Origin of the sequence: Flectobacillus sp. (genome assembly GCF_049240685.1) — a bacterium.
In the GTDB taxonomy this organism is placed as follows: Bacteria; Bacteroidota; Bacteroidia; order Cytophagales; family Spirosomataceae; genus Flectobacillus.
Genome location: NZ_JBMLSD010000077.1, coordinates 1 through 26,151, shown reverse-complemented (window position 1 = coordinate 26,151; position 26,151 = coordinate 1). Strand labels below are relative to the sequence as shown.

Annotated in this window: 18 protein-coding genes; 10 read left to right on the top strand and 8 right to left on the bottom strand. The window is 36.9% G+C overall.

Annotated features, from left to right (window positions below; translation table 11 throughout):
• Window positions 1–90: 90 nt before the first annotated feature.
• Window positions 91–954, bottom strand: coding sequence for a leucine-rich repeat domain-containing protein (locus tag ACOVQ4_RS03790; RefSeq protein WP_421819324.1), 864 nt, complete (start codon window positions 952–954; stop codon window positions 91–93).
• Between the two features lie 979 nt (window positions 955–1,933).
• Between ACOVQ4_RS03790 and ACOVQ4_RS03785 the strand changes: the two genes are divergently transcribed.
• Both ACOVQ4_RS03785 and murA read left to right on the top strand, forming a co-directional pair.
• Complete coding sequence (locus ACOVQ4_RS03785) at window positions 1,934–2,668, top strand: DUF4290 domain-containing protein (RefSeq protein ID WP_421819323.1); 735 nt, start codon at window positions 1,934–1,936, stop codon at window positions 2,666–2,668.
• An 84-nt stretch (window positions 2,669–2,752) separates the two neighbouring features.
• The gene (gene murA / locus ACOVQ4_RS03780) at window positions 2,753–4,060 is read left to right on the top strand and encodes a UDP-N-acetylglucosamine 1-carboxyvinyltransferase (protein ID WP_421819322.1); all 1,308 of its coding nucleotides are present in this window, start codon (window positions 2,753–2,755) and stop codon (window positions 4,058–4,060) included.
• Window positions 4,061–4,126: 66 nt separating this feature from the next.
• On the opposite strand, the gene ACOVQ4_RS03775 is transcribed toward murA, so the two are convergent.
• On the bottom strand, window positions 4,127–4,810 hold the full coding sequence (locus tag ACOVQ4_RS03775; protein WP_421819321.1) for a hypothetical protein: 684 nt from the start codon (window positions 4,808–4,810) through the stop codon (window positions 4,127–4,129).
• A gap of 94 nt (window positions 4,811–4,904) precedes the next feature.
• Here ACOVQ4_RS03775 and ACOVQ4_RS03770 point away from each other — a divergent pair, with 94 nt between their 5' ends.
• Complete coding sequence (locus ACOVQ4_RS03770; protein ID WP_421819320.1) at window positions 4,905–5,876, top strand: hypothetical protein; 972 nt, start codon at window positions 4,905–4,907, stop codon at window positions 5,874–5,876.
• A gap of 69 nt (window positions 5,877–5,945) precedes the next feature.
• On the opposite strand, the gene ACOVQ4_RS03765 is transcribed toward ACOVQ4_RS03770, so the two are convergent.
• A complete protein-coding gene (locus tag ACOVQ4_RS03765; RefSeq protein ID WP_421819319.1) occupies window positions 5,946–8,882 on the bottom strand; it encodes a ligand-binding sensor domain-containing protein in 2,937 nt (978 codons plus the stop codon).
• Window positions 8,883–9,180: 298 nt separating this feature from the next.
• Here ACOVQ4_RS03765 and ACOVQ4_RS03760 point away from each other — a divergent pair, with 298 nt between their 5' ends.
• Window positions 9,181–9,630, top strand: coding sequence for a methylglyoxal synthase (locus tag ACOVQ4_RS03760; RefSeq protein ID WP_421819318.1), 450 nt, complete (start codon window positions 9,181–9,183; stop codon window positions 9,628–9,630).
• A 61-nt stretch (window positions 9,631–9,691) separates the two neighbouring features.
• Here ACOVQ4_RS03760 and ACOVQ4_RS03755 read toward each other — a convergent pair whose 3' ends face one another.
• The 3 genes from ACOVQ4_RS03755 to ACOVQ4_RS03745 form a co-directional block, all read right to left on the bottom strand.
• Entirely contained in the window at window positions 9,692–10,150 is a 459-nt protein-coding gene (locus ACOVQ4_RS03755) for an SRPBCC domain-containing protein (RefSeq protein WP_421819317.1), read from the bottom strand.
• Window positions 10,151–10,250: 100 nt separating this feature from the next.
• Entirely contained in the window at window positions 10,251–11,417 is a 1,167-nt protein-coding gene (locus ACOVQ4_RS03750; RefSeq protein WP_421819316.1) for a dipeptidase, read from the bottom strand.
• 309 nt (window positions 11,418–11,726) lie between these two features.
• On the bottom strand, window positions 11,727–12,602 hold the full coding sequence (locus ACOVQ4_RS03745; protein WP_421819315.1) for a helix-turn-helix domain-containing protein: 876 nt from the start codon (window positions 12,600–12,602) through the stop codon (window positions 11,727–11,729).
• A 272-nt stretch (window positions 12,603–12,874) separates the two neighbouring features.
• On the opposite strand from ACOVQ4_RS03745, the gene ACOVQ4_RS03740 reads away from it, so the two are divergent.
• Window positions 12,875–14,533: an alpha-L-fucosidase gene (locus tag ACOVQ4_RS03740; protein ID WP_421819314.1), complete on the top strand. Its 1,659-nt coding sequence runs from the start codon at window positions 12,875–12,877 to the stop codon at window positions 14,531–14,533.
• A gap of 341 nt (window positions 14,534–14,874) precedes the next feature.
• On the opposite strand, the gene ACOVQ4_RS03735 is transcribed toward ACOVQ4_RS03740, so the two are convergent.
• The gene (locus tag ACOVQ4_RS03735) at window positions 14,875–16,074 is read right to left on the bottom strand and encodes an MFS transporter (RefSeq protein WP_421819313.1); all 1,200 of its coding nucleotides are present in this window, start codon (window positions 16,072–16,074) and stop codon (window positions 14,875–14,877) included.
• Window positions 16,075–16,266: 192 nt separating this feature from the next.
• The gene (locus ACOVQ4_RS03730) at window positions 16,267–17,163 is read right to left on the bottom strand and encodes a helix-turn-helix domain-containing protein (RefSeq protein ID WP_283343054.1); all 897 of its coding nucleotides are present in this window, start codon (window positions 17,161–17,163) and stop codon (window positions 16,267–16,269) included.
• A 185-nt stretch (window positions 17,164–17,348) separates the two neighbouring features.
• On the opposite strand from ACOVQ4_RS03730, the gene ACOVQ4_RS03725 reads away from it, so the two are divergent.
• From ACOVQ4_RS03725 to ACOVQ4_RS03705, 5 genes are all read left to right on the top strand, one after another.
• Window positions 17,349–18,914 (top strand): alpha-N-arabinofuranosidase, encoded by a 1,566-nt coding sequence (locus ACOVQ4_RS03725; protein ID WP_421819312.1) that lies wholly within the window; start codon window positions 17,349–17,351, stop codon window positions 18,912–18,914.
• A 187-nt stretch (window positions 18,915–19,101) separates the two neighbouring features.
• On the top strand, window positions 19,102–22,791 hold the full coding sequence (purL, locus tag ACOVQ4_RS03720) for a phosphoribosylformylglycinamidine synthase (protein WP_421819311.1): 3,690 nt from the start codon (window positions 19,102–19,104) through the stop codon (window positions 22,789–22,791).
• A gap of 104 nt (window positions 22,792–22,895) precedes the next feature.
• Window positions 22,896–24,170: an AAA family ATPase gene (locus ACOVQ4_RS03715; protein WP_421819310.1), complete on the top strand. Its 1,275-nt coding sequence runs from the start codon at window positions 22,896–22,898 to the stop codon at window positions 24,168–24,170.
• Window positions 24,163–24,813: a hypothetical protein gene (locus ACOVQ4_RS03710; protein WP_421819309.1), complete on the top strand. Its 651-nt coding sequence runs from the start codon at window positions 24,163–24,165 to the stop codon at window positions 24,811–24,813. Before ACOVQ4_RS03715 ends, ACOVQ4_RS03710 begins: the two co-directional genes overlap by 8 nt.
• Before the next feature lie 217 nt (window positions 24,814–25,030).
• Complete coding sequence (locus ACOVQ4_RS03705; protein ID WP_421819308.1) at window positions 25,031–25,588, top strand: hypothetical protein; 558 nt, start codon at window positions 25,031–25,033, stop codon at window positions 25,586–25,588.
• Window positions 25,589–26,151 lie beyond the last annotated feature (563 nt).

Sequence of the window (26,151 nt, the reverse complement as noted above, 5' to 3'; positions counted from 1 at the left end):
TTTCTCTAAACCAACACCATGTTCGGCAGTAATAGAGCCGCCAATAGCTCTAAGTTACATTCTCAATGTATAAACCTATAGCAAAATCACTTATTCAGGAAGATATTCATAACCTTCCAATATCTCTTGTATGACTATTTGTTTTCCATTTTCCGAAAAAATTCTATTTTTTATTTTGCCAACAGGAATTGGATTTTCTGATAAAATAACCAGTTGTATCTTGGAGTCATAAAGTTTTGCAGGAATCTCTGTTATACAGTTTTTACCTAATCTTAATATCTCCAAATTATCAAGTTCAAGTAACATTTCTGGGATAAATTGTAGTTGGTTATTCGATAAATTTAAATGTTTTAAATTTTTAGCGCTTCTAATATTGTCTGGGAGTTTTTTAATTCGATTACTTATTAAAGATAAAACCTGCAAATTGGGATATTGAGAAAAAAAACAACGATTTATTGAGGTAATTTTATTAAAATTAGCAATGATTTTCTTTATGCTCCTACTTCTAAATGAACAATCTGTTATACTATTGTTGTTTAGGATAATAGTTTCAAGATATTTCAAGCTTGAAATTTCAAATGGCACTTTTGATAAGTTATTATCACTGAGGTCAAGATATTTAAGGTGTTTAAGTTCTTTCAACCTAGAAGATACATACCTTAAATTATTATGCGATAGTATCAGGGTGTTCAACTTGGTCAATTTAATTATATCATTAGGAATTGACCGAATATCATTATTGTCTAAGTATAATACTTCCAAATGGGGAAATAGAAATACCTCTTGGGGTATTTTTTTATAAGATTTGGAGGGAAGGTTCAATGTCTTAACTTTTGTGGGCTCTTTAATAGCATCCTCAATTGAATAAAATGTGCTATCCAAACCTTGACAATATAGTCTTAAGGTAAGGTTTGAAATGCAGCAAACTAGTAATACAAATTTAATTATTTTCATTTTGTTTGATCCTTTAAACTAGCTACCAATACACATAATTATCTAATTCGCGAGTTGTCAATACTACATACTGGTCCACAAACTTAAGCTGTGTAATTTTGCCATTTGAATCCCTTGTGCCATTAGCAAAAATCACCTAATGTACTAATCCACCATTCATGTAATGACCAGAGGGAGAAAGCAACTAAGCACGTTTATTGAATTCAATAACTATTCCCAACATGGTATGATACAACATAAAGTTTCCATTTAGCCTTCAATAAATTTCAGTAATTATAGACATAGCAACTATCTTTTTGCGAGGATATCACAACTGAATCACCAACAGAAAAAAACTCATCATTTGAAACAATGAGTTCTGCTTTTTTCTACTGAATTGTCATAAATAAAATTATAATGAATCTTAAGGATGATAATAGTCCATATTGGAACTTTTAACATCCACAAAAATCTAGACACACCTTGACCTATGTTTTTTTAGCACTTACATTTCCTGTAAGCTCTAAATGGAGCCTCTTTAGGTAATCTTCTAACTCCCTATTCGTTTCAATAGCTTAATTACGAACAACTTTGATGAACAGTATAACGGTTATTAGAAGTATTGTTATACTTGAAAATATCTTTTCATTTTTAATGCTTAATGTTGTTGTTGGTAATATCAATTCAAGAACGTTACAAAGTTGGATGCAGCGACGAAAGTTATTTTTCAAAGAAATTAAAGTGGTTTTATCCTAGTCAATCATAATTTCTTTTTTTCGATAAAATAATAAATGCGAACGACTACATACCAATAATTGTGTTTGTTGTCAAAGTAAGACGATTTGAGCATAGATATTTTCGTCTTTCATTCGAATTAAATATTTTTTATAGCAACGAATTATTCCTATTTTTGCCTTGAGTCAGAAAAAAGGAAAGCGTAGGCATTTTCTTCGCCTACAAGTAGCCAGTGCGCTTCTTTATTCATTCACTCAATAGCACAATGAAAGAATACGGCACAAACGTCCAAAAATTAGTTGATTATATACTTACGGTTCAAGACAAGGAAAAGCGCACAAAATATGCCTACTTGTTGGTTGAGCTGATGCGTCAAGTGCATCCGAATATGCGTGATAACCAAGATTATTCCAACAAACTTTGGGATGACCTATATATCATGTCAAATTTCAAACTGGATGTCGACAGCCCATTTCCTCCTCCCTCTCCGGATGCAGTTGGAAAACTTCCCAAACACGTTCCTTACAATGTAAATGAATTACGTTTCCGTTATTATGGGCGCAATGTAGAATTGTTGATTTTGCGTGCTATCGCTGAAAGCGACGAGGAAGAAAAACGTATCTTAGTTGCTCATATCGCCAGATTAATGAAAACTTTTTACCAAAATTGGAATAAGGAGGTTGTAGACGATGAGGTAATTTGGGGGCATTTGTTAGAGATGTCGAGTAACCTTCTGGCACCTGTGGTAGAGGCTATTTCGGGCAAATCTGCCTTGGGCAATTTGCGCAATGCACGCCCAGCTACGAGCAGTGGCAATTCGAACAATGGTCGTAACAATAATACTAATAACAATAACAATCGTAATTTCGGAAGTCGTAATAATAACCATCAAAACGACAGAAACGATCGTAACGACAGAAACAATAATCGTAACTCGAACGGTCCACGTAACAACGATAATAGAAACAATCACAATAATCGAAACAACGGAAAACGATAGTGCTGTTGGCCTAAAACACAATTCAACAAAACAATAAACCATTCGGCTCAACGGGCACATTATCCCTTAATTATAAAATAGTATATGGCATCATTTAAAGTAACAGGCGGTCGCCACCTCAAAGGCGAGATTATCCCTCAGGGAGCCAAAAACGAAGCTTTGCAAATTTTGTGTGCGGTGGTTTTGACCAAAGAACCCGTTACAATTCATAACATCCCAAATATTCGCGACGTGAATCAATTGATTGAGTTATTGGGAGATATGGGCGTTCGTTGCACACGTTTGAGTGATTCTTCTATCAAGTTTGATGCCTCAGAAGTAAACCTTGATTATCTAAATTCAGAAACATATAAGCGTAAAGCGGCGGCTTTGAGAGGCTCAGTAATGTTATTGGGACCAACTTTGGCTCGCTTTAAAAAAGGTAGAATTCCTTCTCCAGGTGGTGACAAAATCGGTCGTCGTCGTTTGGATACACACTTCTATGGCTTTATGAAGTTGGGTGCAAAATTTAATTATAGCCAAGAAGATGGCGGAATTTATGAAGTGGATGCCTCGCAATTGCACGGCACCTACATGTTGCTCGACGAAGCCTCGGTAACAGGTACTGCAAACATCGTAATGGCTGCTGTATTGGCAGAAGGTATAACAACCATTTACAACGCCGCTTGTGAGCCTTATTTACAACAGTTGTGCAAAATGTTGAACCGAATGGGTGCTAAAATCTCAGGAGTAGGTTCAAATCTTTTGACGATTGAAGGTGTATCAGAATTGCATGGAACAGAGCATACAATGCTTCCAGATATGATTGAAATTGGTTCATTCATTGGTTTGGCGGCTATGACTCAATCAGAAATTACCATCAAAAACTGTTCAATTCCTGATTTGGGAATTATACCTCAGGTTTTCCAGAAACTAGGTATCAAATTGGAATTTAGAGGAGATGATATATTTGTTCCAGCACAAGATCATTACGAATTAGAAACGTTTATCGATGGTTCAATGCTAACTGTTTCTGACCACCCTTGGCCTGGTTTTACGCCAGACTTGTTGAGTATTGTGTTGGTAACAGCGATTCAAGCAAAAGGAACGGTATTGATTCACCAAAAAATGTTTGAAAGCCGTTTATTCTTTGTAGATAAATTGATTGAAATGGGCGCTCAAATTATTTTGTGTGACCCACACCGTGCTACGGTTGTTGGTTTGAACCGTCAACAACAATTACGTGGAATCCGTATGACATCGCCAGATATTCGTGCAGGGGTTTCGTTATTGATTGCGGCACTTTCAGCTAAAGGAACATCAATTATTGAAAATATTGAGCAGATTGACCGTGGTTATCAAAATATTGATACCCGTCTTAATGCAATTGGCGCCGAGATTGTTCGTTTATAGAATAGTACAAAGGCCCAGTGTTAAAACACTTCAGCGATTCATGGTGCTGAAGTGTTTTTTTTGTTTCTAATGTTTTCTTTCAATATAAACTGTACCATCTCTGTTGACATTAATGAGGTATGTATTTGTAAGCGTAAAAGCCCCTTCATTCATGAGTTGTTCACAGTCCATTGTTGCTCTTTGCTTCGCATTAAGCTTGTAGTATTCACCAAAAAAATCTTTAAAGGTAAAATCTTCTTCCTCGGTTTTTTGCAAAGTTTTTGCAATTAACTTTTGTATATGTGTCACACTTTCTTTGTCATAATTATTATACAGAAAAAATCTCATGTCCGAATTATGAAACAAGATTAAACGATTTTTATACTCCATATAGAAAATGGGATAATTCCATTCTTCATAATAAGGCAAGAAAGCGTGCTCAGGTTTTAAACGAATGGGGTAACTTGCCAGTCCTACCAAAATTGTGTGGTTCAACATTGATTTCTTATATATAGTATTATTACTCGAATCAATTATGGCAGTAGGTCCTGAACCAACATTCTCGTAGTGCCACACACAAATATATCCAAATCCTTTTTTAAACAGAGGTGTATCCTCTTCCGCCTGAGAGATAACTTTATCCAAACCCTTTCTTAGGGAGGGACTAATCAAGGAAGAATCTAATTGATGAATTTTGTAAGTAGTTTGAGCTTTTGAGCTAAATGTGTAAATAAGTAGAAATAAGACAAAAAGGATTTTGGTGGATTTCATAAATTAGAATATTGTAGATAAGAAATAAAAATATCTGTGAAGATAATGTATTATATTAGAAGAAAAAAGTCCACTGTAAGGATAGGTTTTAGGCATGAACATCAAACAAAAAACATTACTTTATCTCATTGGGATTCCAGTGGCGTATGCTCTTACACTACGATTGCTCTACAAAATCCCGAGTCTGGAAGGAATTTTTACGCTAATGTCCATCAGTTTTTTGTTTGTTGTTCCGTTTATCGTAGGAACCTTGACCACCTATCTAGCCTCCGAAAACTATACAAATACCAAAGTAAAAGCAGCCTTTCTTCCTTGGATACCCATATTAATTTTCTTCTTTGTCACACTCTTGTTTGCTATTGAGGGCTGGCCTTGCCTATTGATGATAGCTCCTATTTTTTTAATTGCAGCTTCAATTGGAGGGTCATTTGGTATAAAGTTGAGAAAAAGAGATAAGAACAATCGTCTACAATTATCTGCATTGACTGTCCTACCTTTTCTTATATCGCCAGTTGAGCAATTGATTGGCGCACATACCTCTGAATACAAAGCATATACCTATATCGACATCAAAGCGCCAGCGGAGAAGATTTGGAGTAATGTAACCAGAGTTAGAGAAATTTCAGAAAAAGAAGACCGAGGTTATCTCACGCATTTGCTCAATTTTCCTCGTCCTGTCAAAGCTGAGCTCAATTATGAAGGTGTTGGAGCGTATCGTGCAGCAATCTTTACTAATGGTTTGGTTTTTCATGAAACCATAACAGAATATATTCCACTCAAAAAAATGTCATTTACTATCAAGGCGCTTCCTCACGAAATTCCGCTTACTACGATGGATGAGCATTTGGTGGTGGGAGGAAAATATTTTGATGTACTCAACGGCACTTATGAGCTCGAAAAACTAGGGAATAATTCTTACCGACTTCACTTATTCAGTAATTTCAAACTAACGACCACTTTTAATTTCTATGCCAGTTGGTGGACAAAAAACATCATGAAAGATATTCAAAATAATATTCTTCAGATTGAAAAACAACGAGCTGAATCCTCCTCATTGGTAAAATAATAGTCATTCTTTCTAGTTAAAGACTAAGTCTTTAACTAGAAAGATATCACGCAAAATCTCTCTATTTTTTCAAATTGGCAAATCAATCAAGAATAAACTTCCTGTCTTTGGATTACTCTGAATATCAAGCTTTCCTTGATATTTATTGACCCTATCTTTGATATTTTGAATACCATTTCTATGCGTTTTTTGATTGGTGTCAAACCCAACGCCATTGTCTTGAATCGACATTGTAATTGATTTTTTTTGAATCATAATCCGAATACTAGCTTCTGTACATTGACTATGTTTTGCGATATTATTCACCGTTTCTTTAAAAATCAAATAAATATCATGTCGTTTTTCCATGTGCAATATAATACCGTTTAGTTCATCTGGAAGTTGTAAACGATAGTGGATATTTTTTGCTTCGAACAGCTCACTGGCATAGCGGGTCATACGAGAAAGCACATTTTCTAAGCTATCATTTTGAGGTTTGATACTCCAAACGATATCGTCTAATGCCTCCGAAATTCTTTTGGCATCTTCCGAAATACGCTCCACAAAACCTTTATTTTCGGGCTGTTCAATAAGTCTTTGTTTGAGAATATTGCTAATAATATTGATACCACTGATAGTAGAGCCAACTTCATCATGCAAATCAGCCGAAATCTTATTTCTCACGGTATAAATCTCTTTAATTTGCCTGATACGGTACAAATAAAAGCTATAAACAGCCATCAGCACTAGAAATCCTACTAATATCTGAAACCACCAAGTTTGATAAAAATGAGGTTTAATTTCAAAATTAATCGCCAAAGGCACACTTGCCCAATTCCCTTGACTATCGCCTTGTTGCACTAATAATTCATATCGTTTTGGCGATAAATTAGAAAAGCTTATCATTTCAGCATTTCCATTATCTATCCAATTTTCATGAATATCGGCTAGTTTAAAACGAATGTGATTTTGCGAAGCTGATTTAAAATTCAAAGGACTCAGTCTAATCGTTAAATTATTCTGCTGGGGCTCAAACACTAGCGATTCATGGGTATTGACCAATGTAGTATCGCCCAAAATTTCGATGGTGGAGATTTTTAAATTTGATTTAATCTGCTTTTGTTGAAGTCTTTCCAACTGCAAAATATTAAACTGATTCGTAAACCCAAGCCATAATTGGTTGGCAGAATTTAGACTATAGCCATGTACAACATCATTTTCGGTCAAGCCATCTTTTTCGGAAAAATAAGACACTTGATTCTGTTTCCCTACCGAACATACCCCTTCGGTAGTGCCCATCCAAATAGTACCTTTTTTATCCAACACAATCGAGTTACAATTTCCTCCTTTTAGTTTAAGATTTCCTGATGCTCCTGTCCGAATTATTTTCCCAGTCACAGTATTCAGCACATTAAAACCGCCATATCCTGATATAGCAATAGTATTAGGCGCGTGGTAAGCCAAGCTTAAATAATAATCGGTAACAAAATCGGTATGCTTATTTTGATTTTCGGCTAAAACAAATTGTTTCTTTTTTGTGTCAAAATGAGCAATCCCAAAACCTTTGGGAAACCACGCCGAAAACCACAGATTTCCATCCCCCGTTTCGAGAATATCGGTAAAAACATTTTGTTGAAAAAAGTTTTGATAAGGGAGCTCTTTCCAAGGCTGAACTAACTGATGTGTTTGCCAATCATATACCTGAATCGCACCCCATTCGGGTAAGCACCACAGTTGATGCTGCCTAGTCAGACATACCTTTTTGATATTGGTGGAAAAAGAAATAAGCTTTTCCCAAGACTTTTTCTCAAGGTTTAATCTAAAAATGGCTCTCTGAGTACAAGCCAAAAGATTTCCTGTATCATCTTTCAGAAGCTGATTGACTGGCGCGCCATTAGGAATAGCAAACATTTGAAAGTCGTTATTTTTCTCATTCCATGATAACACCCCCGTATGCGAAAGTCCAAGCCAATTTCGTTCTTTATTTTCATGAAAAAAGCAGGTGACTTTTACTGGAAATACCACCAGTTTTCGGGGCAAATCTACCTGTAGAAGCGTTGCATCTATGGCAAAATCATGCTTGAGAAGTCCTACCGAAGAGGCTAACCATGTGATTTGATTTTGGGTATCCAAATAACAATCCTTCATGGCAATCCCTTCTTCTCTAAGATTAGAAAAATCTATAAATGACTGATTATGAGCATTAAAAAGATACAAAGAACGGTCTGTACCAAGCCAAAAATGTGAAGGTAAATGAGCGGGTTTCAAAAACACAGGAACGTCAGGCTTAGAAGGAAGCTTGACGAAAGGACTAATCCGTTTTTGGGAGATTTCCAGTAAAAAAATACCTTCATTCGGCGTAGCAAACAAGACAGAATCCTTGCTCAAAAATGCAATATCATTTACAGATTGATTTTTCAAAACCTTCCATAAACGCTTTGTCTGCGGGTCATAGCACTGTATTCCCCATTGATTGGTAACCCAAACACGCCCTTGGGTATCCTCCACAAAACGGCTTTTGAAGATATTAAACTGATAACTGGGCGTAATACGAAAGACTTTTAAATGCTTAGTTTGTGGATTATAACACTTGATATTGTTAAAATCATTGGACCAAATTCGTCCTTGACTATCAGCATAAATATTTTCGTAATGGTCATTTTCGGGATAGGCATCGTGGAGGTTGGAAGAGATTTCTTTCTGGATTTTTAAGCTTTTTTCGTCAATGCTAAAAAGTCCATTAATGTTGGCAAACCAAATTTTCCCTTTGTGGTCGGAAGACAAACCGAAGAGCATTTCAGCTTGTGGGAAATGGGTAAAATGATAGCCATCGTAGCGACTAATACTCTGTTTGAAACCCAACCACAAAAACCCTTGGGCATCTTTGGTAATAAACTGAACCTCTTTGGACAATAACCCTTCCTTAATTCCGAGGCGCTCAAAACTAATCCCAGAGTTTTGAGATAACAGTTGTGGAGTGGAAATGAGAATTAATAGCAAAAAAGTAAAGTATAATTTTCTGAGCATGTTTTGTAAGGTCTTTACCAAATCTAAACAAATGGCGTTGTGGTAATAATTATTCTGATTTACAGTTTGTTATCGGAATAATCAATTTTAAACAAAGAATTCGATTTTTGAGAACACTTCCAAAGCTTGTTCATGTTTTTGCGGTAAATTTTGAGTAAATGGAGTTTTTGAGCCTTTGGAATAATTTATGTCCTTTTAAATATTCGGCTTACGCCATTATTTTTCACGAAACTTCAAGCAATTTCATCTATATTTAAGGCATAAAATTCTGACCTTAAAACAATCCTTTTTTACAATTATGTCTGAAAGAACCATTGCCACACGCAAACGTATTGCGCTGATTGCACACGACAACAAGAAAGCTGAACTAATCGATTGGGTATATTACAATAGAGGAGTTTTGTCGCGTCATGAGCTCTTTGCGACAGGTACAACAGGGAAATTAATTGAAGAAGCTATAGACCGACCAGTCAAGAAATTTTTGAGTGGCCCACTCGGCGGCGACCAGCAAATTGGTGCATTGGTAGCTGAAGGCAAAGTGGATGTGCTAATTTTCTTTTGGGATCCAATGGCTTCACAACCTCACGACCCAGATATTAAAGCACTTTTACGCTTGGGTGTAGTTTGGAATATTCCAATGGCATGTAATCGTGCTACCGCCGATTTTATCTTGACTTCCAACCTTATAGCTGAAACCTACGAGTCAGTACAAACTGATTATTCGGAATATTTGAATAGAAAAGTTTAGTGCCTTATTTGAAATAGGCTGCGATGGACATTGCAGCCTATTTCAAATCAATAATATCTTCTCAATTCAAGGAACTTCCTAAGAGCACTTTCAAATAATGCGCCAGACGCTCGATATTTTGTTTTTGACCTTCATCAGCCTTATGTGCTTTTACCACAATATCGTACATTTCAGGAGTATCAAACAACATTGACCAATCTACTTGGGTTTCGTCTCCTTTTTCCTCAAAAAACACGGTTGTTGTAAAATGAGGATTAAAATGTTCAAAAACGATTTTATGGTAAGGAATGATTTCTAAATAGATACTTCGATTGGGATAATTTTTCCCATCTGGCCCATGCATGGTCAGTCTCCATTCTCCCTCCTCTTGAACATCCATCACCTGAATGGTAGAAGTAAAGCCATCAGGTCCCCACCAGTTGACTATATGTTTCGGCTCAGTCCAGACTTTCCAAAGTAATTCAATCGGAGCGTCGAAAGTTGTGATTGTACGAAGCTCTTTGATACTAGTAGTATTCATTTTCATAAAGGGTTTAGCATTATCGTAGCTAAAAATAGCCGAAATTTGACGAATACCAAAGCGATATATTACTTTATCGCTAATCTTTTGAGCGTTGATACTAGTTATGTCCTTTGGTTGCTAAATCAAAAACTTTACAAAAATTTGCTCCACCGATTTTGATAATTTCGGGTTCGGTTAAACCTAGTTTTAGTAATTCTTCCACAACGGTATAGAAATACCCCGAATGCTGAGATTCCCATATTTCGTTGGTGCGTTCGCCAAATCGTTTTGGCTGATTGGCATTGTTCGGACGATTCTGGTTTGCATTTGGAGAACGGTAAGCTGGCGTCAATTTGGTGTCTGTTCCCAAACACACATGATCTACCCCAACAACCTCCACCATTGCTTTAATATTTTGTGCATACATCGATGGAGAGTCGGTCAAATGTCGCCAAACTCCGATTAAGCCACCTGCATCCGCTACGATTTTGGCTTGTTCCTTGCTTATCAAACGAGGCATCATCATTTTAGCCATATTTGGATTTTGCCCCAATTGTGTATTCAAACTTGTATGGGAAACTATCACAGGTTTGCTCGAAATTTTGAGAGCATCGTTGATAGCGGCGTCGCTGCAATGCGTTAAATCAATCAAAATTCCGAGTCTATTACACTCTTTGACCACTTCTTTCCCAAAATCTGATAATCCATTAAATTTGGGAGGATTGGTGTAAATATCACCTAAAGATACCGAGGCATCATTGTCGTGTAAAAGCCCTAATTGTCTCAGTCCACGTTGATAAGCAATTTGTAAACGCTCTATTTTTCCTTCTAAAAAGTGCCCTCCTTCTACCGATTGAATTACCGTTGGAGTACCCGATTTATGAGCCTTTTTTAGGTCTACCAGGTTGTATGATCGCTTGATTTGATTGTTTTCCAGTATTTTATCCATGGCATCCAAGCCATTCATAAAATGCTCATAAGCTTCTCCTTCATAAGTGAGCTTTTGATAATCAACCGCAAAAGTCATACAAATAGCAGAAAGTCCCGATTTTTTCATTTCGGCTTTTAGCTCTACCGCAGGACCTGGCAACTCCTCTTTTTTGAGCGGAACATCAATGTGATTGTGTGTATCTATCGCAATGGTTTTCTTTATGATAGCGACTATACGAGGGTCGGTTTCATTTAGAGCAAATGAATGAAAAGATTTGAATAACATGATACCTCCCATACCAGAGATAGCAGTCAAAAAATGTCTTCTTGTAAAATCGTTTCGGGTTTCTTTCATGGTCGGTTTATATATGGATTGATGGTAAAATAGCTCGTTACTATTGACCGAACTCATTAATATTGACAGACCATTAGACCAGAATGTTGTCCGATTGTAAAGATGCTTTGGTGTGATTATAACTTTTTTCGACGTATATAACCTTTTACTCCATCAACGCGTTATAAATCGAGATAAAAAATGAGCACATTCAATTTAATTGATATCCTTTAGGCTAGAAAACCTAGCTTTTAGTAAAAAAGCCTCATTGAATTCATAGGAAATATTTTACCGAAAGCCAATAGCTGAAAGCTCCAAGCATGAATTTAATCAAACATTCCTTTGACGGTTTTTGTACTTTCCTGGCGTGATGCCTGTGATAGATTTAAAAACTTTAGAAAAATATGGCACATTTTCGAAACCTGTTTGTGTAGCAATTTCTTCGAGAGTCATATCTCTAGTAATCATCAAATACTGCGCTCTTTCAATACGTTTGTCCAAAATATAAGCCATTGGTCGCACACCCATGGTTTGAAGAAAAAGTCTTGAAAAATAATCTACATGCATATTGACACGTAATGCCAGCATCTTCACAGAAAGTTTTTCGGACATATTCAATTGAATATAATTGATAGAATCCATGATTTTGGAAGGAATTAAGGATTCGACCTGTGGAGAAAAATTTTCCTCTGCCAAAAATCTCGCCATAAGCTGAAACAATATTCCCTGAGTCTCGAACTGACAAGAGAGCGATTGTTGAAGATTAAGCTCTTGGTATTCTTTATAATAAATATCTTTCTCATAAACCTCAGGATTGTCTGATCGATTGATTCCTCTTCCGGGATTAATGGCAATGAGACGTTTAAAATTGACAATATCTATCTCATGAGCTTTTACCTTCAATACTTTTCGTTGATTAAAAAAAAGTGATAATCCACTCCCTAATTCTTCGAAAAATTGGACAAAATATTGACTCAAATACTGCTCACAATTCAAATCACAAACCGTAAAACTCGGAATCAGGTACAGGAAACCTGCCTCTAAATCTATAGACCCTTGTGTACTTGTAATTTTTCCATGGCCATCATCTATATAGTACAAGCGATAATAGGGACTCACCACGGTTTTGTAATTCCATTTCGACCCCAACTTTACGTAGTCGACGTGTAAAAGAGAAAACAACTGATTTCTAGCAATATTTCTCATCTCAAAAGCCCAAAGTCTGATTAGTATAATTTAGCAAGAAAACTGCCGTACATAAAAAATAGTATAACACCCAATAAAAAAGGTAATATAGGTCATTAAACTATACTAAATAAAGATTTTTCATAACCTTTTCTATGATGAAAAGACAGATAAAGAATATCCTGAATACACAAAATATCTGATTTGTATAATAAAATTGCTGATTTCTATAAAAACAACACAAGGGTAAAGTCTAATTTTGTTAATTCCATTTCACTCTAATTCTGAGAATTATGAAAAGAAGAACGCTCCTTAAACAAATTGGTTTAGGTATTCCAAGTTTGGGCTTGGCACAACATTTACTTGCGAAAAAGCAGTCTGAGCACACCATACTTGGAGAGGCAATCGCTAAGGGAAAATTTACGCCCGATTGGGCTTCTTTAGAGCAATATCAAGTACCGAAGTGGTTTCAGGATGCGAAGTTTGGCATGTGGGCGCATTGGGGACCTCAATGTCAGGCAGAAGCAGGCGACTGGTATGCCAGAGGGATGTATCAAGAAGGAGATTGGCAATATAAATATCACGTAGAAAAATTTGGGCATCCATCCAAGTTTGGCTTCAAAGATATTATTCACGAGTGGAAAGCCGAAAAATGGAATCCAGATGAGTTGGTCACGCTTTATAAAAATACTGGAGCCAAGTATTTTATTGGTATGGCCAATCACCACGATAATTTTGATATGTACGATAGTAAGTATCAAAAAAATTGGAACTCCACCAAAATGGGTCCCAAGAAGGATATTATCGCAGGTTGGGCAAAAGCTGCCAAAGCCAACAATCTTCCTTTTGGGGTAAGTATCCACGCTAGTCATGCTTGGCGATGGTATGAGTCTGCACAACGAAGCGATAAAAATGGGGCATTGGCGGGAGTTCCTTACGATGGCAAACTGCGTAAATCTGATGGTAAAGGTCAATGGTGGGAAGGTCTAGATCCTCAAGAACTCTATGCCCAAAATCATGAGCTAAGCGAGAATAGTCTTCAGAATGGCGCTATTCACAAACAGTGGGAATGGGAAAATGGGGCAAACAGACCATCCAAAGAATACATTGAGAAATTCGTAAATCGAACTATCGACCTTATCAACAAATACGAACCTGATTTGCTGTATTTTGATGATACGAAACTTCCATTTTGGCCCATAAGCGATGCTGGATTGCGTATTGCAGCGCATCATTATAATATGAGTATCAAGCGTCACGGAGAGTTAAGAGCTGTCATTAATGGTAAAATTTTGGATGAAAACGAACGAAAAGCCATGGTCTGGGACATCGAACGTGGACAAGCTAGCGATATTCAACCTTTTGTTTGGCAGACGGATACTTGTATCGGAAGTTGGCATTATGACCGTGGTGTTTATAATAGAGATGGATACAAATCAGCCAAATCTGTCATTCATGCGCTGGTAGATATTGTTAGTAAAAATGGGAATTATTTGCTCAATGTACCCGTTCGTGGCGATGGCAGTATTGATGAAAAAGAACGTAAAATTGTAGAAGAAATTGGTCGTTGGATGGCCGTAAATAGTGGAAGCATCTATGGCACAAGACCATGGAAAATCTATGGAGAAGGTCCTTCTACTCAGAACGAAGCCAAGCTAAATGCACAAGGTTTCAACGAAGGTAAAACGAAATATACTTCAGAAGATATTCGCTTTAATACTTTGGGAAATACGCTTTTTGCCACAGTAATGGATTGGCCTGCAAATGGCAAAGTGCTTATCAAGAGTTTGGCTCAAAATAGCCCTTTACATTCCCAAACTATCAATAAGGTGGAGTTTTTGGGAAATCAAAATCAACCTTTGAATTTCGAAAGACATTCAGATGGATTACATATCCAATTCCCTGAAAACAAGCCAGTTGATAGTTATGCCAATGTTTTGAAAATTTCTTAGTAAATAGAAATTCAATCTTAAGACCACCAATTATAATCCTCTTTGTTAATGAAAGTTAAAAGAAGTTTTAGTTAATGGTTTATCTGAGGTCTGGTTACTGGACAAAATTGAAAATACTAGTTCAAGACTTAGTCTTGGACTCATTTTTTTAACAGTTTGAAACTGTTTTTACAAAATTCAGTGAAAAAGTCCAAACACCTGAATCACACTTTCACATTTTGCCCAGTAATCAGAATAATAACTAATAATATCTTCCTACTTATGTATTAAAAATTTCACCTAAAAATGAGTCATTACTCAATCACTAAGTTGTAAATGACTCTTTTTTCGATTAAATGAAGTTATGAAACCGATGGATGCAATTTTCCGACTCTAACGGTCGTAAGCAATAACATCACAAAAGCACCCATTGAAAAATAACCCAAAGACAAATCGGCTTGAGAGGCAGGATGTAACATATTTACGACGCCATAACTCAAACCCGAAGTCAGAATAAAGGCAACTCCACCCGTAAATCCACCCGAGACACCAGCAATTTTAGGGAAACGGCTTAGACAATACGTAAAGTAATTATTAAAAGTAAAGCCAGCAGCTAAATGAATAAAAAAGGCAAATCCGAGTAATGTGTAAAGATTTTGAAGCCACTGAGAAGAAATATACATCGCCAAAATCAAGGTAGTTTGTATCAAGCTTGCCAATTGTATTTTGGGTAAAAAGGGTTTATTCATTAAAGTGCGGCCCAAAAATCCACCCAACATCCATGCTATCCCCATAATTAAGGAAGCATATCCAACGGTCACAGGCGTATATCCCATCTGATGCTCGATAATAAAAGGTGCGCTTAGGTTGAACAAAAATATCATCCCATAGCTAAGTCCTACAATCAATAAGCCCAAAAAGAAATCAGGAGTTGTAATCATTTCCTTAAAATTACGCAACAGATTACCCGCATTAAAGGCGGTCTTTTTACGAATAGTTTCGCCCGAAAACAAAAACTCTAATACACCTACCACACCACTGTACACTGCCAATAAGTAAAAATTAGACTGCCAACCAAAATGTTCTTGCAAATACCCCCCAATAAACGGCGCCACAATCGGACCAGCAGACCAGACAATTGTCATCAAGCTCAAGTATTGTCTTCTTTCTTCGCCCTCGTACACATCTACAAAAAAAGCTCGCTTGGCCACAATCGCAAAAGCTGAGAGAATCCCCTGTACCACACGCATCGCATAAATCATGTATATATCTGTACTTATGGCAGTTATCCAAAAAGAAACCATAAATAAAAAAAGAGAGATAGTCGACAGTTTATATCGTCCGAAGGCATCGAGAATACTTCCTACGAAAAACTGGGCAATGGCATAGCTCCCCAAATAAAGGGATAAGGTAAGCTGTATGCTGTTTTCTGCTTCACCAAAATATTTTGCCATATAGGGCATCGAAGGTAAATATATGTCCGTTGCCAAACCCGACATCGGTATTACCGCAAATGCTAACAAAGTAGCAATAAATCTATTTTTTTCCTGAACTGCTTTCATGATCTTATTTTAAGGGACAAAGTAAACAGGCACAAAGTGTATGAAGTGATTATTTACTAAGAGCTTTTCCAATAAACAGAACTTTTCACTTTGTGCCTATGTGCCTTATCACTGTTCACTACTAATTTTAATTCAAAATTATAGGACAAAAAGAAGGCTACAAAAGAAGATTCAAACAAGAAATTATAAAATTCAAACAAGTTCTAGTTTTCTTAACTCTTTGGGTTTGTTCCCTGTAGCTTTTCTGTAAAAATTGTTGAAGTAAGCAGGATACTCAAATCCTAAACAATAAGCAATTTCGGCAATAGCCCAATCGGTATAGGTCAGTAATTGATTGGCCTCCAGCACAATTCTGTGAGCAATATGCTCGGTGGTCGTTTTTCCTGTAATTGTTTTGACGGCACGATTCAAATGGTTGACATGCAAATTCAATTTATCAGCAAAGTCTTTGGCGGTGGTCAACTGCAATTGGTTTTGCATGGAATCAATTGGAAACTGGCTTTCCAAAACATCAAAAAATTGCTGAGTAATACGAGCATTGGCATTGACTGGAACTTCCTGTTGCGATTGGTTAAAGGACTTTAAGGCATAATGCACTATCAAATGCAAATAATTTCTCATAATATCCTGTTTATAAGCATAGTTACCCAAACTTTCACATTTCATTTTTTGAAATAAATCCGATATTTCGTCAACACTTTTTTCATCTAAAAAATACACTTTATCGGTATTCATTTGAAACATAGGCAACTCTGTCAATAAATTATCTCGTTGATGAATAAAAGCTTCATTAAAAATACAGAACCAACCTTTCTGCAAATCCGAAACAGATTGCCAATAATAGGGTAAGGTAGGATTACTAAAAAGCAAAGCAGGCTTGTCGATATGGATCGTTTTGTCGGCATATTCCACACGACCCTCTCCTATTACGAGTGTCACTTTATAATAATCTCGACGTGAATAAGGTAAAAGATTTTTACAATCTCCTCTTTCAAAAACATTGATATGAGGCGCATTTTGACTAATAGATTCTCTTGGTTGAATCTCTAGTCTCTGATAAAACTCTTGTAAATTCTCTGTTACTTTCATATCACTAAATTATAAAATTCAAACTATTATCTTGAATACTTATTTTTACAAAATGTATTTTTTCAAGAACAAGTTCCCCATTACTAACATTTCTTTAAATTTTAATCTTTAATTTTATGTAGTTTGTTTCTAGTAACAGAAATACACTATTTTATGGTATTCACTCATTTTCTATTGAAACATTTATGCAATCTCCCAACCGTCGTACCTTTTTGCGTCAATCCAGCAGTTTAGCCTTAGCAAGCTTGCTCCCGTCTTCTTTGTATCAAAGAGTGTCTTTTGCTAAAACCGTTAAAGCCAAAGTTCATGTCAACTTTGAGCAAACCATTGGCAAAATCGAACCTGAAATTTATGGACAATTCATCGAATATCTCGGTCGAGCTATTACAGGTGGAGTAGTTGATGCCAAAACCAATCAAGTCAGAAAAGATGTATTGGAAAAAATCAAAAGGTTACAAACGCCTTTGTTGAGATTTCCAGGAGGTACTGTTACTAAAATATATCATTGGCAGGACGGTATCGGTCCCAAAAACTTACGTCCCGTTCGACCAAACCTCATTTGGGGTGGTGAAGAAAGCAATCAATTTGGTACCAATGAGTTTATCGATTATTGTCGCATGCTCAAAACTGACCCATTTTTAGTGGTCAATATGAATACAGGTACACCAGAAGAAGCCTCCAACTGGGTCGAGTATTGTAATAGTACAGGAAATACCTCCTTTGCAAGCCTACGCAAAAAACATGGTTATCCTCAAGCTCATAAAGTAAAATATTGGGGATTAGGCAATGAAGAAAGCGCCGTTCCAGATACGGGTCGTTTACAAGACCCAAACAAATACGTAGAAATGGCTTGGCAATACGCCAAACTAATGAAGCTACAAGACCCAAACATTTCGCTAGTTTTGGCGGGCGGTGATACCAAATGGAACGAAACGCTTATCAAAGAACTCCATCCTATTGCCGACTATATCTCCTTGCATTATTATTCCAATTCCAAGAAAGGTCAACCAGCTTCGCTCTTTGCGCATATTGATACATTCGAAAAAGAAATCGTTGCTACTAAAAAGCAGATTCAAGAATTAGCCCCCGAAAAAGTAGAGAATTTTAATCGTTGGTATCGTTTTCCACCTCGTAAAAAAGCCTTAAAAATCGCCTTAGACGAATGGGGGATTTGGGAAAATGAAGGAAAAGGCGCATATAATTTAGAAGTAACATATCAGTGGTTTCATGCCCTAGGCGTGGCAGGCTTTCTGAATATATTCCAACGACAAGCAGATATTGTTGGTATGGCCACTTGGGCTCAGACCGTCAATGTACTTGCACCCATCATGACCAATGAAAAGGAGTCTATCTGTCAAACTGTTTTCTATCCACTCGAACTTTATCGTAAATATTGTAAAGGAACAAGCATTGCGACCGAAGTCGAAAGTCCAGCTTTGGAGCAATCAGGCGCCGAAAATCTTGGCATTTTAGACACCGCTGCAAGTTATGATGAAGCTACCAAAACGCTAACGCTCGCTATCGTAAACCGTCATCCAACATTGGCGGTGGAGACGGAAATTGATTTTCCTATTGCGAAAAACTTAAAAATCTTCGAGAAACATGAGCTTACTGCTACCTCATTTACAGCAGCCAATACACTTGAAAAGCCTTCTCAAAATGTGGTAAATTACCAACATCAAAATATCGAAGCAACTATTTCAAGTGTCACCTTAGCTCCTGCCTCTATTACACTATTGAGGTTTAGGTAAACTAGTCGGTATTCGTTTTACTCAGAAAGGCAATACGTTGGGTATTGCCTAATCTATAGATTTTCTTAGGGATTCAGTTTTAAAAACCCTAAATTTGCACTTTCTTAAGTAATTCGGCTGTTTTATCTTATTTTTCAAACTCTAAATTACCGAATTAGGCACAATCAACTATCAATTTGCTATCATCATGATTCATTTCTTCGGAAGTCACTCTGGTAATGTATTTGCAGTCCAAGCTCAATCTGCTATCGCAGAGGAAGATATTCAAAAACTAGTGTGGCTTTTCAACAGTTCAAGAGACCATCGTTTCACTGTCATCAATCAAGAGGATGCTTCGTTAGAGGCGGTTTTTGTAGGTCCACGTGCCGCTATGATTACTCCATGGAGTACCAATGCTGTGGAAATTACCCAAAATATGGGTATTCAGGGAATTATCCGTATTGAGGAGTTTGCTCAGGTAGCCGAAGATTTTACGGACTTCGACCCTATGTTATCGCAAAAGTACTCCAGCTTACATCAAGCAATTTATACGATTAAAATCCAACCTGAGCCTATCCTCGAAATCGACGATATTGCAGCCTACAACAAACAAGAAGGTCTTGCACTAAGTCAGGAAGAAATCGACTACCTAAATGGTCTTTCAGAAAAATTAGGTCGTAAATTGACAGATTCTGAAGTATTTGGTTTCTCGCAGGTAAACTCCGAACACTGTCGCCACAAAATCTTCAACGGAACTTTTATCATCGACGGTGAAGAAAAACCAAGCTCTCTTTTCAAGCTCATCAAGAAAACTTCTGAAACGAATCCAAACTACATCGTTTCTGCTTATAAAGACAACGTTGCTTTTATCAAAGGCCCTCGCGTTACTCAATTTGCTCCAAAATCTGCTGACAAACCAGACTTTTACGACGAAAAAGAATTCGATTCTGTTATTTCAGTAAAGGCTGAAACGCACAATTTCCCAACTACCGTAGAACCTTTTAACGGTGCGGCAACAGGTTCGGGTGGTGAAATTCGTGACCGCTTGGCGGGTGGACAAGGTTCGTTACCATTGGCAGGTACTGCTGTTTATATGACTTCGTACTCTCGCTTGGAAGAATCTCGCCCTTGGGAAAAAGGAATGGACGAACGTGCATGGTTATATCAAACACCAATGGATATCTTGATTAAGGCTTCTAATGGTGCTTCTGATTTTGGTAACAAATTCGGTCAACCGCTGATTACAGGTTCTGTTTTGACGTTTGAACACGAAGAAGAAGCTCGCAAATTAGGTTTCGATAAAGTAATTATGTTAGCAGGTGGTATTGGTTATGGCAAAGAAAGTCAAGCCAAAAAACAAAAACCATCGGTTGGAGATAAAGTAGTAGTGTTAGGTGGTGAAAACTACCGCATTGGTATGGGTGGTGCAGCCGTTTCTTCGGCAGATACAGGTGCATTTGGCTCAGGCATCGAATTGAATGCAATTCAACGTTCGAACCCAGAAATGCAAAAACGTGCCGCCAATGCAATTAGAGGCTTAGTTGAGTCAGACGAAAACCCAATCGTTTCTATCCACGACCACGGTGCAGGTGGACACCTTAACTGTTTGTCGGAGTTAGTAGAAGAAACAGGTGGTTTGATTGATTTAGACAAATTGCCAGTTGGCGACCCAACGCTTTCGGCGAAAGAAATCATTGGTAACGAATCACAAGAACGTATGGGCTTGGTGATTGGTGAAAAAGATATAGCAACGCTTCAACGTGTAGCAGAACGCGAACGCTCGCCAATGTACACTGTGGGAGATATTACAGGTAACAACCGTTTTACATTCGAATCAAAATCTACGGGTGCTAAACCAATGGATTTTGCCATTTCGGAAATGTTCGGAAGCTCGCCTAAAATTGTGATGGAAGACAAAACTGTTGAACGTAACTACGCAGGTTTGTCCTATTCAGAAACAGAAATTCCAACGTATTTGAACCAAGTATTACAGTTAGAAGCTGTAGCTTGTAAAGATTGGTTGACCAACAAAGTTGACCGTTGCGTAGGTGGACGAGTTGCCAAACAACAATGTGCTGGTCCATTGCAATTGCCTTTGAACAACGTAGGTGTGATGGCCTTAGATTTCAAAGGGAAAGATGGTATCGCCACTTCGGTAGGACACTCGCCAGTAGCCGCTATCGTAGACCCAGCAGCGGGTTCACGTACTGCTATTGCAGAGGCATTGTCAAACATCGTTTTTGCGCCATTGAAAGACGGTTTAAAATCGGTTTCATTGTCAGCTAACTGGATGTGGGCTTGTAAAAATGCAGGCGAAGATGCACGTTTATACGAAGCCGTAAAAGCTTGTTCTGACTTTGCGATTGAATTAGGAATCAATATTCCAACAGGAAAAGATTCCCTTTCGATGAAGCAAAAATATCCAAACGATGAAGTAATTGCACCGGGTACAGTCATTATCTCAGCAGGTGCTCATTGTTCGGACATCAATAAAGTAGTTGAGCCAGTTTTACAGCGCAATGGCGGTTCTATTTACTATTTGAATTTATCAAAAGATCATTTCAAATTAGGCGGTAGCTCATTTGCACAAATCTTGAACAAAGTAGGTAACGAAGTACCAACCATTCAAGATGCGGCGTATTTCAAAACGGCATTCGATACTTTCCAAGATTTAATCAAAGCAGGAAAAATCGAGGCAGGTCATGACATCGGTAGTGGTGGATTGATTACGACTTTGTTAGAAATGTGTTTTGCAGATGTAAACCTTGGCGCAAACTTCGACTTGTCAGGTTTAGGCGAAAGCGATACGGTAAAAGCATTATTCAACGAAAACATTGCCTTGGTATTCCAAGCAGATGCTTCGGTTGAGGCAGCTTTTGCAGCCAACAATATTACTATCGTAAAAATTGGAGAAGTAGTAGAAGGAGATACCGTTTCAGTGAAAAACAATGCTACATCATTTGATTTTTCAGTAGCTGATTTAAGAGATGTTTGGTACAAAACTTCATTCCTTTTAGATTCAAAACAATCGAAAAACGGAACGGCTTTAGACCGCTATACCAACTACAAAAACCAACCTTTGGCTTATACTTTCCCTTCACAGTTCACAGGAAAATTAACTGACCATCGTGCGATTTCAACTCGTCCAAAAGCAGCGATTATCCGTGAAAAAGGCTCAAACTCTGAGCGTGAAATGGCGAATGCGATGTATTTGGCAGGTTTTGATGTAAAAGATGTTCACATGACTGACCTTATTTCTGGTCGTGAGACATTGGAAGATATTCAGTTTATTGGTGCAGTAGGTGGTTTCTCAAACTCAGATGTTTTAGGTTCGGCGAAAGGTTGGGCTGGAGCATTTTTGTACAATGAAAAAGCCAATGCTGCCATCAAGAAATTCTTCGAACGTGAAGACACGCTTTCAGTAGGGATTTGTAATGGATGTCAGTTGTTTATGGAATTGGAATTAATCAATCCAGACCATGATATTCATGGTAAAATGCACCATAACAAATCACATAAGCACGAAAGTATCTTTACTTCGGTGACAATCCAGCAAAACAACTCAGTAATGCTTTCTACCTTAGAAGGAACTACTTTAGGTGTTTGGGTATCACACGGAGAAGGTAAGTTTGTATTGCCTTATGGCGAAGAACGTTATCACATCGTAGGTAAATATGGTTATGCAGAATATCCTGCTAATCCAAACGATTCGGATTACAACACCGCCATGATGTGCGATGCCACAGGTCGCCATTTAGTAACCATGCCACACATCGAACGTTCGACCTTCCCTTGGAACTGGGCCAACTACCCAGCCAACCGCAAAAACGACGAAGTAAGTCCTTGGTTAGAAGCTTTTGTAAACGCAAGACTTTGGATTGAGGAGAAGAATAAGTAGATACAAGAGTTAATGGAATATTACAAACAAAAGGGAAATTTTCAGTAGAAGATTTCCCTTTTGTTTTTTGCCTATAAGATTTCTCTTTTAGTTACTATATTTACATGATGGAGAAGATAACAATACATAATTATAGGTGCTTTGAGCTACTTTCTTTGAACTTCAAAGAAGGGGTTAACTTGTTTATTGGAGATAATTCGAGTGGAAAGACTACGCTTATTAGGGCTTTAAGCACTGTGCTAAATTCTTTTTTTATAGGATTTAGTGATGAAAATACTCGTTTTTTAGGATTAAGTCCAAATGACTTTAGCGTATTAGAATCCGAAACAGGACTGGCAAATGAACCAGCTATAAAGATTGATTTCACCAACTTACAGGTAAATGCTTCTCTTGAGTTACATTCCAAAAAAGGCAGAACACTTCAAAAGCCTCTTGATGCTATTAATAAAGTAGGAAAGTCCCTTTATAAAAACCTTTTTGAAGATAAAGTACAAAAAGAAACATTACCGCTTTTTGCGAGTTTTTCTACAGCAGATATTCACACCACGAGAAAAATCAACAGAGAAAAATTTAAAAATTATGACCAAAAACCTTCGTTTGGCTATTATGAATGCTTGCAAGGAGATGGTTTTTTAGATTATTGGACTAAAAGATTGTTGATTTTAAAAGAAGCTCAAAAAGGTGAAATAGAAATCGAAGGAGTAAGACTGGCTATTCAAAAAGCATTGGGTGTTGATGGATGTAATGTTATTGAGGATATGCAAATTCGTCATAACCAAGGAAGAGTGTATTATATACTTACGGACAAACGAGAGGTAGAAACAGCTTTACTTTCCGATGGACTTACCCGTTTGGTAAATATTGTATTAGACCTTTCTTTCAGATGTATGTTACTCAATAAAGGCATTTTTGGCATTGAGGCTTGTTCCAAGACAAAAGGAACAGTGTTGATTGATGAAATTGACTTGCATTTGCATCCGAGCTTACAATCGCTCGTGGTAAAGGGTTTACAAAATGCTTTCCCTCAGCTACAATTTATCATCACTTCACACAGCCCTTTGGTGATGTCTGGTATTGCAGATAACGAGAAAAATGTCATTTATAAACTTGCTTACGCTAAGGAAAAAGGTTACACTGTCCAAGAAGTTCAAACTTACGGTTTAGATGCTTCTACAATCATTGAGACCGTTTTAGGCGTAACTCCAAGAACAAAAGACGTAAATGACCGCTTGAACACGCTGTTTTCTTTCATTGATATTGATGACTATATAAAAGCAGCCAATTACCTTCATGAAATGAAAAAAGAATTTGGTGATAATTTACCCGAATTAGCGAAAGCAGAGACGATGTTAAACCTTTTGAGTGATAGCAATGATTAAGATAAATAAGGGTAAAGAACCTCAAGAGTGGACGGCTAAATATAATACACCAGATTTTACCCAATACGAATCAATACCTGCTTTACGCCAAGCCTTACTTGAAGAACAAGGCTTTATATGTGCATATTGTATGCGACAAATTCCTGTAAAAGATTTATCAGAAAATGAAACTTCTAAAATAGAACATATCAAGTCACGAAGTGATTATCCAGACTTACAATTAGAGTATAATAATATGCTTATCTGTTGTCCTAGAAGTATTGATGGTGATAGTCATTGTGATAAATCAAAAGAACACCAAAGTATTTCTTATTCACTTTTTGTACCACAGTTACAGCAATCAATTTTTTATAGCTCTAAAGATGGTACAATAAAATCATCAGTACCAACAATTGATGATGAATTGAACCGCATTTTAAACCTCAACAATCGAAGACTAAAGGCGAATCGTTTACAAGTAATTGAAGCAATTATTGCTACTTTAGAGAAGAAAAAGTGGAAGAAACGTGAATACGAACAACAATTAGAAGTATGGAAAACTAAGACTGTTAAGCAAATTGAACATGAAGACAAGCTTGTTTTTAAACCTTATTGTGGCGTTGTTACTTATTTTTTAGAGAAGAAGTTAAAGCAATATAAATAAGCTATGATTTACCAAAATTCGGCTTATGCCGATAATTTCTTTTATTACATTCAAAACCCATAGTTGCAAAACATTCCATTTCCTATTCATTGTGAAAAACATTTTCTCCATCATTGCCTTCTGTACATTCCTCTCATGTAGTGAGTCATCTACTAAATCAGCAAAAGATATTCCTGTCAAAGTATCTAAAGAAGACTCGCTAAAAGCTTTTCAATCAATGATGAAACCCTCAGTAAATGAAGATTCTATGCAAAATGCTAAACTGTTGATTAAACAAAAGCAAGTGTTGGGTGGATATAGGGTTGAGTTTGCTTATTCGGCATACGACGAAGAAAAGTATGGTTTGCAAAACCCTGGTTTTTTGAAGGTCTATAAAAATAATAAGATGATTTTCTCAGATGTGTTTTATGGTGATAATGAGTTATACATTTTACCTCTTGAAAATCTGAGTACGGATAAAGATAAGGTTTTCTTTACGCTTAACTGGGGCTTAGAGGCTTGTGACTATGTACAGACATCGAGATTTTATTGTATTACTACCGATGATAAAGTGCATAAATTAGGCGACCATTGGGCGATGAGTACAGGAGACGGCTATTCAAGTCGTAACTTTAAGTATTTTTTTAGTCAAGACAACCACAACTTGATGGTGGTAGAATCACTTTTTTTTAATGAACATGATCAAAAAGACCTGAGCGATACCATTGTTTATACTTTTGAGGAGAATAAATTTAAAGTACGTAGATTAAGTAATCATTTAAAATCAGCCAATTGATATACTTTAATTGTTTAGGATAATTTATAAACTATTTGGAAGCCAATACAATTATGACAAGCAACACATATTATTTCCCATCGAATCTTGTAAATAAGTATTGAAACTATTTTATAAATAATTTATAAAGATTAAACTTAAAAATATGGAATGTTTATCGGCTAAATCTGAAATTTCAGATACTTTCCATCGAGTGAGAGATTTTTCTTTTCAGGAGAAAGTAAGCCCAAAAGCTTCCTTTTTGGGTTATTCTTAGATTGCTAGCGCAAGTCTTATACTTTGGCTTTCTATTTCTATAGTTTTAAAATTTTAACTTTGAATTTATTAATCAAAGTATTGGAATCTTCAAAATACGCTAATGCCAGCTTCGTTGCTGTTTCAAGTTTAACAACTTGGAAGGCCAGTAAAAAGCAGTCTCTAACTGCAACTAGACAGCCCTATTTGAACCCCTTGTTTATACGGCGAAGTAAAGCTTTGTATTTGAGGGTAGTCAAAGACTGCATTTATTTGTGGGTCTAAGTGAAAAAATACTTAGGCCAGCGAGGGAGAGTGTCCTGCGGAAC